The sequence below is a fragment of the Micromonospora sp. NPDC049107 genome (assembly GCF_040648595.1).
Classification (GTDB): domain Bacteria; phylum Actinomycetota; class Actinomycetes; order Mycobacteriales; family Micromonosporaceae; genus Micromonospora.
Genome location: NZ_JBEZEC010000009.1, coordinates 131,890 through 147,058 on the forward strand (window position 1 = coordinate 131,890; position 15,169 = coordinate 147,058).

Annotated in this window: 13 protein-coding genes; 5 read left to right on the top strand and 8 right to left on the bottom strand. The window is 70.1% G+C overall.

The window, feature by feature from the left end; translation table 11 throughout:
- The first annotated feature begins 51 nt into the window (after positions 1-51).
- From pdxS to AB0B55_RS22620, 3 genes are all read left to right on the top strand, one after another.
- The gene (gene pdxS / locus AB0B55_RS22610; protein ID WP_357173494.1) at positions 52-969 is read left to right on the top strand and encodes a pyridoxal 5'-phosphate synthase lyase subunit PdxS; all 918 of its coding nucleotides are present in this window, start codon (positions 52-54) and stop codon (positions 967-969) included.
- A 116-nt stretch (positions 970-1,085) separates the two neighbouring features.
- A complete protein-coding gene (gene pdxT / locus AB0B55_RS22615; RefSeq protein ID WP_357173496.1) occupies positions 1,086-1,724 on the top strand; it encodes a pyridoxal 5'-phosphate synthase glutaminase subunit PdxT in 639 nt (212 codons plus the stop codon).
- A 258-nt stretch (positions 1,725-1,982) separates the two neighbouring features.
- Entirely contained in the window at positions 1,983-2,735 is a 753-nt protein-coding gene (locus tag AB0B55_RS22620; protein ID WP_139587604.1) for a YebC/PmpR family DNA-binding transcriptional regulator, read from the top strand.
- Between the two features lie 121 nt (positions 2,736-2,856).
- On the opposite strand, the gene AB0B55_RS22625 is transcribed toward AB0B55_RS22620, so the two are convergent.
- Positions 2,857-3,873 carry a helix-turn-helix domain-containing protein gene (locus AB0B55_RS22625; RefSeq protein WP_357119605.1) on the bottom strand — a complete coding sequence of 339 codons (1,017 nt, stop codon included), beginning with the start codon at positions 3,871-3,873 and terminating at the stop codon, positions 2,857-2,859.
- 252 nt (positions 3,874-4,125) lie between these two features.
- Here AB0B55_RS22625 and AB0B55_RS22630 point away from each other — a divergent pair, with 252 nt between their 5' ends.
- Positions 4,126-5,166: a peptidoglycan-binding protein gene (locus AB0B55_RS22630; protein ID WP_357119602.1), complete on the top strand. Its 1,041-nt coding sequence runs from the start codon at positions 4,126-4,128 to the stop codon at positions 5,164-5,166.
- A 93-nt stretch (positions 5,167-5,259) separates the two neighbouring features.
- On the opposite strand, the gene AB0B55_RS22635 is transcribed toward AB0B55_RS22630, so the two are convergent.
- From AB0B55_RS22635 to AB0B55_RS22650, 4 genes are all read right to left on the bottom strand, one after another.
- Complete coding sequence (locus AB0B55_RS22635) at positions 5,260-6,207, bottom strand: permease prefix domain 1-containing protein (RefSeq protein WP_357119599.1); 948 nt, start codon at positions 6,205-6,207, stop codon at positions 5,260-5,262.
- Positions 6,204-6,545, bottom strand: a complete 342-nt coding sequence (locus tag AB0B55_RS22640) for a PadR family transcriptional regulator (protein WP_110564981.1) — start codon at positions 6,543-6,545, stop codon at positions 6,204-6,206. Before AB0B55_RS22640 ends, AB0B55_RS22635 begins: the two co-directional genes overlap by 4 nt.
- A 593-nt stretch (positions 6,546-7,138) precedes the next feature.
- Positions 7,139-7,867 (bottom strand): RNA polymerase sigma factor, encoded by a 729-nt coding sequence (locus AB0B55_RS22645; RefSeq protein WP_357173499.1) that lies wholly within the window; start codon positions 7,865-7,867, stop codon positions 7,139-7,141.
- Positions 7,774-8,394: an L-threonylcarbamoyladenylate synthase gene (locus AB0B55_RS22650; protein WP_357173502.1), complete on the bottom strand. Its 621-nt coding sequence runs from the start codon at positions 8,392-8,394 to the stop codon at positions 7,774-7,776. The genes AB0B55_RS22645 and AB0B55_RS22650 overlap by 94 nt, the downstream gene beginning before the upstream one ends.
- Before the next feature lie 143 nt (positions 8,395-8,537).
- Here AB0B55_RS22650 and dnaE point away from each other — a divergent pair, with 143 nt between their 5' ends.
- Positions 8,538-12,068, top strand: coding sequence for a DNA polymerase III subunit alpha (dnaE, locus tag AB0B55_RS22655; RefSeq protein WP_357119591.1), 3,531 nt, complete (start codon positions 8,538-8,540; stop codon positions 12,066-12,068).
- Between the two features lie 212 nt (positions 12,069-12,280).
- On the opposite strand, the gene abc-f is transcribed toward dnaE, so the two are convergent.
- From abc-f to AB0B55_RS22670, 3 genes are all read right to left on the bottom strand, one after another.
- Complete coding sequence (abc-f, locus tag AB0B55_RS22660; RefSeq protein ID WP_357119588.1) at positions 12,281-13,918, bottom strand: ribosomal protection-like ABC-F family protein; 1,638 nt, start codon at positions 13,916-13,918, stop codon at positions 12,281-12,283.
- A gap of 337 nt (positions 13,919-14,255) precedes the next feature.
- Positions 14,256-14,639 (bottom strand): hypothetical protein, encoded by a 384-nt coding sequence (locus AB0B55_RS22665; RefSeq protein ID WP_357119585.1) that lies wholly within the window; start codon positions 14,637-14,639, stop codon positions 14,256-14,258.
- The gene (locus AB0B55_RS22670) at positions 14,636-15,067 is read right to left on the bottom strand and encodes a hypothetical protein (protein ID WP_357119582.1); all 432 of its coding nucleotides are present in this window, start codon (positions 15,065-15,067) and stop codon (positions 14,636-14,638) included. The genes AB0B55_RS22665 and AB0B55_RS22670 overlap by 4 nt, the downstream gene beginning before the upstream one ends.
- Positions 15,068-15,169: the final 102 nt, after the last annotated feature.

The following is a 15,169-nucleotide window of genomic DNA, read 5'->3' on the forward strand; positions in this document are numbered from 1 at the left end:
CGTAGCATTTCCGCTGCCACCGCCCGCCGCACGTTCTAGGAGCGCCGATCCGTGTCCGACACCAACGCCTCGACCACCGGTACCGCCCCCGTCGTCGGCACGGCCCGCGTGAAGCGGGGCATGGCCGAGATGCTCAAGGGCGGCGTGATCATGGACGTCGTCAACGCCGAGCAGGCCAAGATCGCCGAGGACGCCGGCGCGGTCGCGGTGATGGCGTTGGAGCGGGTGCCCGCCGACATCCGCGCGCAGGGCGGGGTGTCCCGGATGAGCGACCCCGACATGATCGACGGCATCATCTCCGCCGTGTCGATCCCGGTGATGGCCAAGGCCCGCATCGGCCACTTCGTCGAGGCGCAGATCCTCCAGTCGCTGGGCGTGGACTACGTCGACGAGTCCGAGGTGCTGACCCCGGCCGACTACGCGAACCACATCGACAAGTGGGCGTTCACGGTGCCCTTCGTCTGCGGCGCGACCAACCTGGGCGAGGCGCTGCGCCGGATCACCGAGGGCGCGGCCATGATCCGCTCCAAGGGCGAGGCCGGCACCGGTGACGTCTCGAACGCCACCACCCACATGCGGAAGATCCGCCAGGAGATCCGCCGGCTGTCGTCGCTGCCGGCCGACGAGCTGTACGTGGCGGCCAAGGAGTTGCAGGCCCCGTACGAGCTGGTCAAGGAGGTCGCCGAGAGCGGCAAGCTGCCGGTCGTGCTGTTCACCGCCGGTGGGATCGCCACGCCGGCCGACGCCGCGATGATGATGCAGCTCGGCGCGGAGGGCGTCTTCGTCGGCTCCGGCATCTTCAAGGCCGGTAACCCGGCGCAGCGGGCCGCCGCGATCGTCAAGGCCACCACCTTCCACGATGACCCGGACGTGCTGGCGAAGGTCTCCCGTGGTCTGGGTGAGGCGATGGTCGGCATCAACGTCGACGAGATTCCCCAGCCGCACCGCCTGGCCGAGCGCGGCTGGTGAGCAAAACGCGGCTGGTGTGCAAAACGCGGCTGGTGTGCAAGGAAGGGCACCTTGTTAACGCCTGACGTATAGGAAGGGCACCTTCCTAACGCGGGATCGAGAGGAACGGTGCAAACGTGGCGACACCAGCGATCGGTGTCCTCGCCCTGCAGGGTGACGTCCGCGAGCATGTGGCGGCACTGACCGCGGCGGGTGCGGACGCCCGTCCGGTCCGCCGGCCGGGCGAGCTGGACGCGGTGGACGGTCTGGTGATCCCCGGCGGCGAGTCCACCACCATCAGCAAGCTCGTCGACATCTTCGAGATGCGCGAGCCGATCGACAAGCGGATCGCTGACGGCATGCCCGTCTACGGCTCCTGCGCCGGCATGATCATGTTGGCCACCGAGGTGCTGGACGGCCGCGCCGACCAGCGCGGTTTCGCCGGCATCGACATGACGGTACGGCGTAACGCGTTCGGGCGGCAGGTTGACTCGTTCGAGGCACCGGTGGAGATCACCGGCGTGCCGGGCGACCCCTTCTACGCGGTGTTCATCCGCGCGCCATGGGTCGAGCGGGTCGGCCCGGCCGTCGAGGTGATCGGCACGGTGAGCGGCGGCCCGGCCGTCGAGGTGATCGGCACGGTGAGCGGCGGCCCGGCCGCCGAGCGGATTGTGGCGGTCCGGCAGGGCAACCTGCTGGCCACCTCCTTCCACCCCGAGCTGACGGGCGACCTGCGCCTGCACGCGTACTTCGTCGAGCTGGCACGGACCGCCTGAGCGGCCGACACCGCCGCGCGGGCATGGATCGGGCCCCCGGGCCGTTGGTCTGATGGCCCCCCGACGCCGCGCCGCTGCCCGGGCGGGTCCCGGGTGTGACATGGCGGGGCGTGACCTCGGTAAGATTGCCGCGGTTCGGCAGGGCCGTCGCCCGGCGCGGCACTTCCCGCGGGGCCGACCGGCCGCCGGACCGCCGGATGCGGCGCGGAATCGGTGCGGCAGTCGACGCAGGCGTGCAATGACAGACGGAGGTAGAAGATGTCCGGCCACTCAAAGTGGGCGACCACCAAGCACAAGAAGGCCGTCATCGACGCCAAGCGCGGCAAGATGTTCGCCAAGCTGATCAAGAACGTCGAGGTGGCCGCCCGGACCGGCGGCGGCGACCCGTCCGGTAACCCGACGCTGTTCGACGCCATCCAGAAGGCGAAGAAGAGCTCGGTTCCCAACGACAACATCGACCGCGCCGTCAAGCGCGGCTCCGGCCTGGAAGCCGGCGGCGCCGACTGGCAGACCATCATGTACGAGGGGTACGGCCCGAACGGCGTGGCGATGCTGATCGAGTGCCTCACCGACAACCGCAACCGGGCGGCCACCGAGGTGCGCACCGCGCTGACCCGCAACGGCGGCTCGCTCGCCGACGCCGGCTCGGTGTCGTACATGTTCTCCCGCAAGGGCGTGGTGATCGTGCCCAAGGAGGGCACCAGCGAGGACGACGTCATGATGGCCGTCCTCGACGCCGGCGCGGAGGAGGTCAACGACCTCGGTGAGGCGTTCGAGGTGGTCTCCGAGCCGACCGACCTGATCCCGGTGCGGACGGCGTTGCAGGACGCCGGCATCGAGTACGAGTCGGCCGAGTCCTCCCTGATCCCCAGCATGAACGTCCCGCTGGACGAAGAGGGCGCCCGCAAGATCTTCAAGCTGATCGACGTCCTGGAGGACTGCGACGACGTGCAGAACGTCTACGCCAACTTCGACGTCTCCGACGACGTGATGGCGGCCGTCGACGCCTGAGGTCCGGCCCGGCCCTTGATCGACTCGACTTCATGAAAAGCGGGGTGTCCGCCGCGTGCGGACACCCCGCTTTCCGTGAACCGGAGTCGATCAAGCACCAAGCGTCCCGCCCACGCTGGCGTCAGCCCTCCGCCACCAGATCGATCAGGAACACCTGGTCGGGTTGGCCTGTGCACGGCTCGGCGGCGGCCTCGGCCGGTACCTCCGTGTCGTCGTCGCGGATGCCCACGCACAGGTCACCGCCCGCCGGTCGCAGGCGGTACGCGTTCGGTGCCGACCCGGTCGGTTCGAAGCGGAACAGTTGGTCCCAGGAGTCGGTGCGGCACTCGTGCTGAGGCTCGATGAGGTTCTGCCCGGGATCCTCGCGGCGCACCGTGAGGCAGCCGATCCCCTTGACCGGGTGCTCCCACCTGACGAAGTACATGCCGTCGGTCACCGGCACCAGGTAGGTCTCCGGCGGTGTGGCGCCCACGCAGGGGCGCTGGACCGCCACCTCGTTCTCGTATCGGGCGCTGCGATCGCGACCCTCGCTGATACAGAGCTGCGGGTCACGGGCGGGATGAATCCGGCTCCGACCGCTGGCCGGCGATCCCTGGCCGGTGCCGGACGCCGTTCCGTTGGCCGAGGCGCTGCCGGTCGGCGACGCGCCGACAGCGGTACGGTCCGACGTCCTGGGCCCGTCGTCGTCCGGCCACCAGAACCAGACGCCGAGACCGACCAGCAGGGTGGCCACGACGAGCAGCGCCAGCGGCCCGGGTCGGGTGAACAAGCCCGATCGCGTCTCGTCTGGGCCGACGGTCAGCACGTCGTCCGCGCGCGCTCCGAACGACGCTTCCACGGGCGGCTCGGCAGAGGCGTACGCGCCCGCGGCCAATCTGTCCCGCGCCCGCAGCCACTCGTCGACCTCGTCAGCGGCGCCGCAGGCGCGCACGAAGGCCGCCAGAACCTCGGGTCGCGGCAGTGTCGACCGGCGCAGGACGTCGGCGGCGGTGCTGCGGGCCAGCACGTCGCCCGCCGCGACCGCGCGCTGTTCCAGTTGCCGGAACGTCAGCCGTGACCGGTCCTTGAGCTGGCGCAGCAGGTCGACGAACTCGGCCGGGTCTGCCGCAGCACGCGGTCGGAGGTCCCCCGTGGTCATCGCCTGATTCTGCTGACCCCGCACGCCTTCGGGCAAGTCGTCGCGGGGTCTGTCCGAGATGGTCGGACACAACCCGGACAGACGGCTCTGAGCTGCGCGGACACCGCATTACCCTGACCAGGGCATTGTCCGCCACGACGCGACTATCTAGCGTTTTCGACGATGACCGCGACGCTCTGCGTCGTGCGAGCCGTCGGGTGGGACCGGGGATCGGTCCAAGCCCGGCCACATCAACGACACGGGGGAGATCCGATGATTGACGCTGTCCGGGATCCGGTGCCGCAGGCGGCCACGGCGGGGGAGTACCTGGTGTCACTTCGGAACGTGCGGAGGCGTTCCGGCCTGACGTACCGGGAGATCTCCCGTCGGGCCTCGGCGGCCGGGCACTGGCTCCCGCCGAGCACACTCGCCACCATGCTGGGGCGGAACACGCTGCCCCGGGAACGGACCGTCGTGGCGTTGCTCGCCGCGTGCGGCACGTCCGCGGCCGAGATCGAACGGTGGCTCGACCTACGCCGTGACATCGAAGCGCAGCTCGGCGAGCCGATGCGCCCCACCGGCCAACCGGCGCCCGACGAGCCGGCATACCCGGCGCCGCTGCCTTCCGCTCCGGTGTCCGCCGAGGCGGCCGGTCCCCGCCGGTCCACCGACCGACCACGGCCGGCGCGTCGCCGGCTGTCACTGGGCGCGCTGGCGCTGGTGGGCGCGCTGATCGTGGGCGCGCTGCTGCCCGGCGGCGACGGAATGATCCCCAGGTCGAGCGGCGCCGAATCGAGCGGCGCGTGCCCCGTCGTCCTCCGCCAGGGCATGTACGGCCCCTGCGTGCTGGATGTCCAGGAGCGGCTGGTGGCGGGTGGGTTGGGCGTACCCGTCGACGGGTGGTTCGGACCCGACACCACCAGCCGGGTGATCGCCTTTCAGGCGCTGGCCGCCCTGGAGGTCAGCGGCACGGTGGACGGGCAGGTGCTCGACGCGCTCCAGGACGGTCCGGTGTCGCCTGTCCGGTGGACGGAGAACCGGATCAGCAAGTACCTCCGGGCGAGGTTCCCGGAAGACCCGTCCGAGGCCGTGTGGCTGGCGCGGTGTCTGTCCGGGCTGGATCCGCTACGGGTGGAGGTGACCACCGACGGGTCGCGGCGCTGGGGCCTGTTCCAGTTCAGCGACATGGAGCTGTCACGGCTCGGTGTTGACCGCCGGACCGCGCTGGATCCTGGTTGGAACATCAGTGCGGCGCGCGACGTCTGGTCGCGTACCGGCGACTTCCGCCACTGGCGGTGTCTCCCGTCGTCCTGAGCGGGCGTCGCCGATGCCGTACGGGCAGGCGGGCTCGCGCAGAACGCCGGCCCGGCGCGGACATCCGCGCCGGGCCGCCGTCCCGGGTGCCGCTCAGGTGGTCCGGCGGCGGGTCTTCAGTGCGGTGTCGATCAGTTCCCACACCGCGATCCCGGCGGTGCTCAGCGCGATGATGACCGCGAGGATCTCGCGATTGTCGGCGACCGCCAGCCAGTCGAGCCGCTCACCGAGGGCCGGATTGAGCAGCCGGTCGGAGAGCGCCAGCCACACCACCGGCACCGTGAACGCCAGGTTGAGCAGCGCCTTGGTCGCGAAGAGCCGCCAGCTCCAGCGCCCGATCCGGTACTTGACGATCTCGAACACCACGTCGAGGACCAGCACGCCGATCAGCGCCGGCAGCCAGAACGACCAGAGAGCCGGGTCGAGGAGCGGGATGTTGTCGCCGTCGGTGTCGCGCACCCAGGACTGGTAGTGCTGCCACGGCAGGTAGCCGATGAACACCACCAGCATCGTCACCGTCGCGATGGTGTCGACGAGCGAGATGTCCCGGTGCGCGGGGACGTCGGGGAGCTGGTCGACGGTCCAGTCGGGCAGGTCGACGGTGGGCTGCGACCGCTCGATGAGGACGAACGTCAGGGTGAGCCAGAAGCAGATGTGCACCGCCACGTGCAGGGCGACGACGAGGCCCGGGCCGATGGCGCCGAAGCCCTTGCCCTCGACGACCGCGACGATCGCGACGACCGTGCCGGCGAGCGCCGGGATGAAGCTGAGCAGCAGCTTCAGCAGCCGCAGCCAGATCAGGTAGTAGGTCGGGCCGAGGAGTTGGAGCCGGCGGTCGGCGTAGCGGGCGGCCAACCGGTCGGGGTTGCCCAACTCGGTGAGCACCTCCCGCTCGGCGGCTGCCGCGTTCGCGCCGCCGCCCGTCCGGTCCTCGATCATGTCCTCGATGGAGGCGCGCAACTCGGTGGCGATCTCGTCGCGGCGCGGGGCGGGCACCGAGCGCAGGGTGGCGGCGAGGTAGCGATCGGTCAGGGTGTTCATCGGTCGACTCCTTGGATCAGCCCGGTGATGGAGGTCTGTACGGCGGCGAGGTCGTCCAGGAGCCGGCTCAGCATCGACTCGCCCTCGTCGCTGGTCCGGTAGAACTTGCGCGGCCGGCTCTCCTCGGTGTTCCACTCGCTGGTCAGCAGGCCCTGGTCCTCCAGGCGGCGCAGCAGCGGGTAGAGCGTGTTGGCGTCCACCGGGAAGCCGTGGTCGGTGAGCCGTTGCAGCAGTGCGTAGCCGTAGTCCGGTCGCCGGAGCGCGACCAGGCTGGCCACCACGACGGTGCCTCGACGCAACTCCTGCAGATGCGTCCGTAGAACGTCCTCGCTAACCATGTGTCACACCATACTGTGTTCCACACAGTGTTGTCTACTGAGACATCATCGTGTGTGCCAAGCCCCGCTCGGGCCGCTGGGACGTGCGGGGCGCCCGGTCGACACCGGACGCCCCGCCACCTGGTCCGACTCAGCAGGACGCGCCCTGGCGGAAGTTCCGCTCGACGAAGCTGGCCGGGCCGACCTGGAAGTAGCCGACGTCCACCGTGACGAGCCCGGGCCCGATGCCCTGGATCCCCAGCACCGCACCGGTCGCGAAGCAGAGCGATCGCAGCAGCTCGATCTCGGTCTCGGCGAGTGGCAGGTCGTAGCGGACCGCGCCCTGGCAGGCCGGTGTCGCGCCGGTCGACCGGGGGAGTCGTTCGGGGCGTACCCCTTGGTGTGGGTGGTGCGGGCGGACGCCCGCTGGTCGGCGGCGGTCGGGACGGCGACGCGGTGGGCGCGGGGGCTCGCGGAGATCGCCGGGGGTGCCGGCGTCGAACGGGTCGGGCCGGGCGGCTGGACGGGCGGCGGCGAGACGGCGTCGGCGCCGCAGGCGGCGACCCCCACGGTGGCCGCGAGGACGACGGTGAGCCGGCGGAACGATGACGGGATCATCCGGCGCCGAGCCGTTGCCGGACCTGCCGCCGGGCCAGGTGCAACCGGGACTTCACCGTGCCCACCGGAAGGTCGAGCAGGGTGGCGATCTCGGGGTAGCTCAGCCCGAGCACGTCGCGCAGGGCCACCACCTCGGCGTGGTCGGGTGGACCGAGTCGAACGCGTCGAGCAGATCGAGGTGGGTGCCCGCGACCACGCTGGTCCGCCGCGGATCGGCCTGATCGGGCACCGGAACACCGCCGGCCTCCAGTCGACAGCGGCGACGCAACCTGCGGTACGTGGAGCGGACCCGATTGGCGGCCAGCCGGTGCAGCCAGGTACGGAACGAGGAGCGACCCTCGAACCGGGTGATGCCGCCGGCCAGCGCCAGGAGCGTGGTCCTGGCAGGCTTCCTCGGCGTCCTGGCGGTTGGGCAGGAATCGGGCGCACAGCCGCAGCGCCTCCGGACGCACCGCGACCAGCAGAGCGTCCAGCGCCGCCGGGTCGCCCTGCGCGGCGGAGCGGGCCAGGGCGTCGAGGTCAGCGGGGTCGGGGATGCCGGCCGGGTGTCCAATGCTCGCCGGTGGTCGATCCTCAAGCGTGCGGCCGTCGGCGCTGGTCCGTCCTCGTCCGGTCCGGCACCCGACCCGGGCTACTCGAAGCGGGACACGTCCCCGGCGCCCCGGCGCAGGATCTCCGGCTCCGGCCCGGACAGGTCGATCACCGTCGTCGGCTCCATGCCGCACTCGCCGGCGTCCAGCACCGCGTCGAGCTGGTGGTCGAGCTGTTCCTTGATTTCCCACCCCTGGGTCATCGGCTCGTCCTCGCCGGGCAGCGTCAGGGTGCTGGACACCAGCGGTTCGCCCAGCTCGGCGAGCAGCGCCTGGGTCACCGTGTGCCGGGGTACGCGGACACCGACGGTCCGCTTCTTCGGGTGCAGCATCCGGCGGGGCACCTCCTTGGTGGCCGGCAGGATGAACGTGTAGCTGCCCGGCGTGGACGCCTTCACCAGGCGGAACACCGCATTGCTGATCTGGACGAACTGGCCGAGCTGCGCGAAGTCCCGGCAGACCAGGGTGAAGTGGTGCCGGTCGTCGAGGTGGCGGATCTGCCGGATCCGGTCCAGCCCGTCCTGGTTACCGAGCTGGATGCCGAGCGCGTAGCAGGAGTCCGTCGGATAGGCGACCAGGCCGCCGCCGCGGACCAGGTCGGCAACCTGCCCGATCACGCGGGGCTGCGGGTTTTCCGGGTGTACGTCGTAGTACCTCGCCATCCGTCGAGCCTAGGCCTGTCGGGTGCGAACAGGAGACGCGGACCACCCTCGGCGCGGACGGTGGAGCCGCCGAGATCACCTCGGTAGGGTAGGTGCCGGTCGGCTCCGACCACCTAGATCCACACCGCCGGGGGGCGCCACGCATGGCTGATTCGTTCGCGCATCTGCACGTGCACACCGAGTACTCGATGCTCGACGGAGCGGCCCGGTTGAAGGACCTGTTCGCCGAGGCCAACCGGCTGGGCATGCCGGCGGTGGCGATCACCGACCACGGCAACATGCACGGCGCGAACGACTTCTACAACCAGGCGATGGCCGCCGGGATCACCCCGATCCTGGGCGTCGAGGCGTACGTGGCGCCGGAGTCGCGCTACCACAAGGCGCGGGTCAAGTGGGGTCGGCCGGAGCAGAAGAGCGACGACGTCTCGGGTAACGGCGCGATCACCCACAAGACCATGTGGGCGAAGAACGCGCAGGGTCTGAAGAACCTGTTCACCCTCAACTCGCGCGCCTCCATGGAGGGGCACTACGTCAAGTGGCCCCGGATGGACATGGAGCTGATCGCCGAGCACGCCGAGGGGATCATGGCCACCACGGGCTGCCCGTCGGGGGCGGTGCAGACCCGACTGCGGCTGGGGCAGTTCGACGAGGCGCTCAAGGTCGCCGCGAGCTACCAGGACATCTTCGGCAAGGACAATTACTTCCTGGAGATCATGGATCACGGCCTCTCCATCGAGAGCCGGGTCCGCGAGGGGCTCACCGAGATCGCCCGCAAGCTGGACATCCCGCCGGTGGTTACCAACGACTCGCACTACACGCACGAGGCGCAGGCCACCGCGCACGACGTGCTGCTGTGTGTGCAGACCGGCAGCAACATCGACGACCCGAACCGGTTCCGGTTCGAGGGCGGCGGCTACTTCGTCAAGAGCGCCGACCAGATGCGCGCGGTCGACTCGTCCGAGTTGTGGCAGCAGGGCTGCCGCAACACCCTGTTGGTCGCCGAGAAGGTCGATCCGAAGGGCATGTTCGAGTTCCACAACCTGATGCCACGCTTCCCGGTGCCCGACGGCGAGACCGAGGAGTCCTGGTTCCGCAAGGAGACCTTCGCCGGGCTGGGCCGTCGCTACCCGAACGGCATCCCCGAGGGGCACGTCGTCCAGGCGGAGTACGAGCTGGGCGTCATCAACCAGATGGGCTTCCCGTCGTACTTCCTCGTGGTCGCCGACTTCATCCAGTGGGCGAAGAAGCAGGGCATCGCGGTGGGCCCGGGCCGTGGTTCGGCCGCCGGCTCGCTGGTGGCGTACGCGCTGGGCATCACCGACCTGGATCCGATCCAGCACGGCCTGATCTTCGAGCGGTTCCTCAACCCCGAGCGGGTCTCGATGCCGGATGTCGACATCGACTTCGACGAGCGTCGGCGCGGTGAGGTGATCAAGTACGTCACCGACAAGTGGGGTGAGGACAAGGTCGCCCAGATCGCCACCTTCGGCACGATCAAGGCGAAGGCCGCGATCAAGGACTCGGCCCGGGTGCTGGGCTTCCCGTACGCGGTCGGTGACCGGATCACCAAGGCCATGCCGCCGGCCGTGATGGGCAAGGACATCCCGCTCACCGGCATCTTCGACTCGAAGCACCCCCGGTACGCCGAGGCGGGCGAGATCCGGGGCCTGTACGACTCCGACCCGGACGTGCGCAAGGTGATCGACACGGCCAAGGGCATCGAGGGGCTGATCCGGCAGACCGGTGTGCACGCGGCCGGCGTCATCATGTCCGCCGAGCCGATCATCGAGCACATCCCGTTGATGCGCCGCGACGCGGACGGGGCGATCATCACGCAGTTCGACTACCCGACCTGCGAGTCGCTCGGGCTGCTGAAGATGGACTTCCTCGGCCTGCGCAACCTGACGATCATCGACGACGCGGTCAAGAACATCGAGCTGAACCACGGCCTCAAGCTCGACCTGCTGGGTCTGCCGCTGGACGACAAGGCCGCGTACGAGCTGCTGGCCCGCGGCGACACCCTCGGCGTCTTCCAGCTCGACGGTGGGCCGATGCGCTCGCTGCTGCGGTTGATGAAGCCGGACAACTTCGAGGACATCTCCGCCGTCCTGGCGCTGTACCGGCCCGGACCGATGGGCGTCGACTCGCACACCAACTACGCGCTGCGCAAGAACAACCTCCAGGAGATCACGCCGATCCACCCGGAGCTGGAGGAGCCGCTGCGGGAGATCCTGGCGCCGACGCACGGCCTGATCGTCTACCAGGAGCAGGTGCAGCGCGCCGCGCAGATCCTCGCCGGCTACACCCTCGGCCAGGCGGACCTGCTGCGCCGGGCGATGGGTAAGAAGAAGAAGGAGATCCTCGACAAGGAGTTCATCCCGTTCCGGGACGGCTGCCGCGAGCGCGGCTACTCCGACGAGGCGATCCAGGCCGTGTGGGACGTGCTGGTGCCGTTCGCCGGGTACGCCTTCAACAAGGCGCACTCCGCCGCGTACGGCCTGGTCTCCTACTGGACGGCCTACCTGAAGGCGCACTACCCGGCCGAGTACATGGCCGGTCTTCTCACGTCGGTCGGCGACGACAAGGACAAGATGGCGCTGTACCTGTCCGAGTGCCGCCGGATGCGCATCCAGGTGCTGCCGCCGGACGTGAACACCTCGGCGGGCCCGTTCACCCCGGTCGGCAAGGACATCCGCTTCGGCCTGGCGGCGGTCCGCAACGTCGGCGCGAACGTCGTCGCCTCGATCATGCGGTGCCGCGCGGAGAAGGGCGAGTACACCGACTTCTACGATTTCCTGTCCAAGGTGGACGCGGTGGTCTGCAACAAGAAGACCATCGAATCGCTGATCAAGGCGGGCGCGTTCGACTCCATGGAGCACCCCCGCAAGGGCCTGCTCGCGGTGCACGCCGACGCCATCGACGCGTACGCCGACGTCAAGCGCAAGGAGGCCGTCGGCCAGTACGACCTGTTCGGCGCCGGCTTCGGCGACGCGGACACCGGCAGCACGACGGTGATGCCGGTGATCGGCGACAGCGAGTGGGAGAAGCGCGACAAGCTGGCCTTCGAGCGCGAGATGCTCGGTCTGTACGTCTCCGACCACCCGCTGTTCGGCCTGGAACACATCCTGGGCGCGGCGGCCGACACCACGATCGCGTCCCTGGCCGAGGACGGCGCGGTGCCCGACGGGGCGGTCGTCACCCTCGCCGGCATCCTCTCCGGCGTCCAACGGCGGGTCACCAAGCAGGGCCGGGCCTGGGCCTCGGCCACCCTGGAGGACCTGGCCGGCGGTGTGGAGACGCTGTTCTTCCCGAACACCTACGAGGTGATCGGGCAGTACATCGCCGAGGACGCCATCGTGGTGGTCAAGGGCCGGGTGGACCGCCGCGACGACACCCCGCGCATCATGGCGATGGACATGTCCATGCCGGACGTGAGCACCAGCGCCACCAACAAGCCGGTCACCCTCACCATCCCGGTGCACCGGTGCACCCCGCCGCTGGTGGAACGGCTCAAGGAGACCCTGGTGCTGCACCCCGGCGACACCGAGGTGCACGTGAAGCTGCTCAACGGCGGCCGTACCACCACCCTGCGGCTGGGACCGTTCCGGGTGGCGGCGACGACCGCGCTGATGGGTGACCTCAAGAGCGTCCTCGGCCCAGCCAACGTGAGCTGACCCGCCCTCGGCCCGCCCTCGGCCCGTCCTCGGCCCGCCCTCGGCCCGCCCTCGGCCCGCCCTCGGCCCGGCCTCGGTCCGCCCCGCCGATCAAGGAGTTGTGGTGGGTGGCAAAGCGCCCATAACCGCGCTTTGTGGGCACCACCACTCCATGATCGACGGGGCGGTCGGGCCAGGGTCGGGCCAGGGTCGGGCCAGGGTCGGGCCAGGGCTCAGCCCTGGTCGGGGGCGGCGATCTCGCGTAGCTGGCCGTCGGTCAGGCGAAGCCAGCGCTGCACGCCGATCTCGGCCAGGAACCGTTCGTCGTGGCTGACCACCACGAACGCCCCCTGGTACGCGGTCAGCGCGCTCTCCAACTGGGCGACGCTGACCAGGTCCAGGTTGTTCGTCGGCTCGTCGAGCAGCAGCAGTTGCGGCGCCGGCTCCGCGCAGAGCACACAGGCCAGGGTGGCGCGCAGCCGCTCACCGCCGGAGAGCACCCCGACGGGCAGGTTCACCCGGGCGCCCCGGAACAGGAACCGGGCCAGCAGGTTCATCCGCTTGGCGTCCGGCAGGCTCGGCGCGTACGCGGCGAAGTTCTCCGCCACCGTCCGGTCGGGGTCCAGCAGGTCGAGCCGCTGCGACAGGTACGCGATCCGCCCGTCGGCCCGGCGGATCTCGCCGCCGGCCGGTTCGAGGTCGCCGTTGACGAGGCGCAGCAGCGTCGACTTGCCCACGCCGTTCGCCCCGGTGAGCGCGATCCGCTCCGGACCCCGGATCACCAGGTCCGCGCCGTCGCCGCCGAACAGGTCCCGGTCGTCGAAGCGGGCCCGCATCCCCGTACCCGTGAAGACCGTCCGTCCGGCCGGGACGGTGGTGTCCGGCAGGTCCACGACGATCCGGTCCTCCTCGCGGACGGCCCGGCCGGCCTCGTCCAGTCGGGCCTTGGCCTGACCGAGGCGGGCGGAGTGTGTGTCCTGGGCCCTGCCCGCCGACTCCTGCGCGCTGCGCTTCAGCCCACCGGCGACGATCCGGGCCAGGCCGGCGTTCTTCAGGTTCTTCGAGGCGTTGCTGGCCCGCCGGTCGGCCCGTTCCCGGGCCTGCTGCATCTCCCGCTTCTCCCGCTTGACCTCCTGCTCGGCGTTGCGCAGGTTGCTCTCGGCCACCTCGCGCGCCGCCCGCACCGCCTCCGTGTACGCGGTGAAGTTGCCCCCGTACCAGTGGATCTCGCCGCGTTCCAGCTCGGCGATGCGGTCCATCCGGTCCAGCAGCTCCCGGTCGTGGCTGACCAGCAGCAGACACCCGGTGAAGTCGGTGAGCACGTCGTAGAGCTGGTGCCGGGCCGCCAGGTCCAGGTTGTTGGTCGGCTCGTCGAGCAGCAGCACGTCCGGGCGGCGCAGCAACTGCGCCGCCAGCCCGAGGGAGACCACCTGGCCGCCGCTGAGCGTGTGCAGCGGCCGGTCGAGCGACAGGTCGCCCAGGCCGAGCCGATCCAGCTCGGCGCGGGTGCGCTCCTCGATGTCCCAGTCGTCGCCGATGGTGGCGAAGTGCGTCTCGCTGGCGTCGCCGGCCTCGATGGCGTGCAGCGCCGCGATGCGTTCGGCGACGCCGAGCACCTGCGACACGGCCAGGTTCCCGGCCAGCGGCAGGGTCTGCGGCAGGTACCCGAGCAGACCGTCGACCGTGACGCTACCGCCGCTGGGCCGCAGCTCCCCGGCGATCAGCCGCAGCAGGGTGCTCTTGCCGGCGCCGTTGGGCGCGACCAGACCGGTGCGACCGCCGGGGACGCTGAAGGACAGGTCGGAGAAGACCGGAGTGTCGTCCGGCCAGGAAAAGGACAGGTTCGAGCAGACGATGAAAGCGTCAGACATGGTGAGTGACCTCGGAGGGTGGGTTGGGCGCGCCTGAGCGGCCCGACGACGAACGGGACCGGTGGAGCGACGGCATGGCCACGACGGCTGCGCCTACGCGCGCCGAACCGATGGCCGAACATGTCCGGTCTCACCCGGAGATGTCGTCGTCACCCGCCATGTCTGGTCTCCCTGGTCGTGTCACTGACCCAACTCGGCCAAGTCTAACAACGGATCTTCCGTCCGCCACCGGGTTCCGACCCCACACCGCCGCACGGCGTCGCCAGTCGACGAGCTCTGACGACGGCCTTGATCACGGTCGGGTTGATGATCCAGGCCAGGGTCTGGCCGACCGGAGTCACCGAGCCCGCCACGCCCCGAGCATCGCCACGACCCCCGTGGCCGCGGCAAACACCAGCCCGAGCGACATCACCACATTGCCCGCGACAGTCCCCGCGTTCTCCGATCGGAAATTCGGCGTCAGCTGGCCGGCCGCCCACCCGCCGAGGACGATCCACAATGAGATCAGCACCGAGAACACCGGTGCCCACCAGCGCGGAACGGTGAACACCACCAAGGCACCGCACACCACGATGAAGACGATCCCCGGTGGGAACGGGGGGAACTTGCCGGGATCCGCGATCCATTGGATGAGCAGTCCCAAGATGCCCACCACCAGTCCCCACAGCGACAACCTTGTGCTTCTGCGGGCCGCCGTCACTCTCGCCACGATCGCGCTCACCGTCGAGGTCCCTCCGTCTCAGTGTCCTGTCGTCTGTCTGCATCCGCTGTCCGGGCCGGCCCGGAACCATGCACCCAGACGGCGGCGATCCCGAACGCCACAGCCGCGGCGAATCCGGCCATCTGAAGCCATCCCGCGTAGAACTGGACGGGTTCCGTCGGGGTACCGAGCCGACCCACGAAGGAGGCGTCGGAGAACCCGCCGAAGAGAAACAAGACGCCCGTCACCACCGCCAACAACGGCGTGAAGCGCCACCTGAAGGCCGCCACCATGGCGGCCACTCCGAGGTAGATCAGCGGCCCCGGCCCGTCGTAACCGGCGACCAGGCTGCGGGACTCGATAATCTCGGGACCAGCGTCGCCGATCGCCGCCACGACAAGCGCTACGCAGGTCGCGATGGCCCAGCGGCGCCGTTCCGCCTTCACCATGGATTGATCCGTCACGGCTCGACTATCCGCAGTCCAGCCGGGATTGGCGTCAGCCCACGGAAGGCTCTGGCTCTACGCAAATCTGCGTAGAGCGGCGCCCCG

What these genes read in the sequence shown, in the direction of transcription:
- AB0B55_RS22635 (WP_357119599.1), bottom strand. Translation starts at nt 6,207, where the DNA reads ATGAACACCCTGACCGATCGCTACCTCGCCGCCACCCTGCGCTCGGTG.
- abc-f (WP_357119588.1), bottom strand. Translation starts at nt 13,918, where the DNA reads ATGTCTGACGCTTTCATCGTCTGCTCGAACCTGTCCTTTTCCTGGCCG.
- AB0B55_RS22620 (WP_139587604.1), top strand. Translation starts at nt 1,983, where the DNA reads ATGTCCGGCCACTCAAAGTGGGCGACCACCAAGCACAAGAAGGCCGTC.
- AB0B55_RS22625 (WP_357119605.1), bottom strand. Translation starts at nt 3,873, where the DNA reads ATGACCACGGGGGACCTCCGACCGCGTGCTGCGGCAGACCCGGCCGAG.
- AB0B55_RS22670 (WP_357119582.1), bottom strand. Translation starts at nt 15,067, where the DNA reads ATGGTGAAGGCGGAACGGCGCCGCTGGGCCATCGCGACCTGCGTAGCG.
- AB0B55_RS22640 (WP_110564981.1), bottom strand. Translation starts at nt 6,545, where the DNA reads ATGGTTAGCGAGGACGTTCTACGGACGCATCTGCAGGAGTTGCGTCGA.
- dnaE (WP_357119591.1), top strand. Translation starts at nt 8,538, where the DNA reads ATGGCTGATTCGTTCGCGCATCTGCACGTGCACACCGAGTACTCGATG.
- AB0B55_RS22630 (WP_357119602.1), top strand. Translation starts at nt 4,126, where the DNA reads ATGATTGACGCTGTCCGGGATCCGGTGCCGCAGGCGGCCACGGCGGGG.
- AB0B55_RS22650 (WP_357173502.1), bottom strand. Translation starts at nt 8,394, where the DNA reads ATGGCGAGGTACTACGACGTACACCCGGAAAACCCGCAGCCCCGCGTG.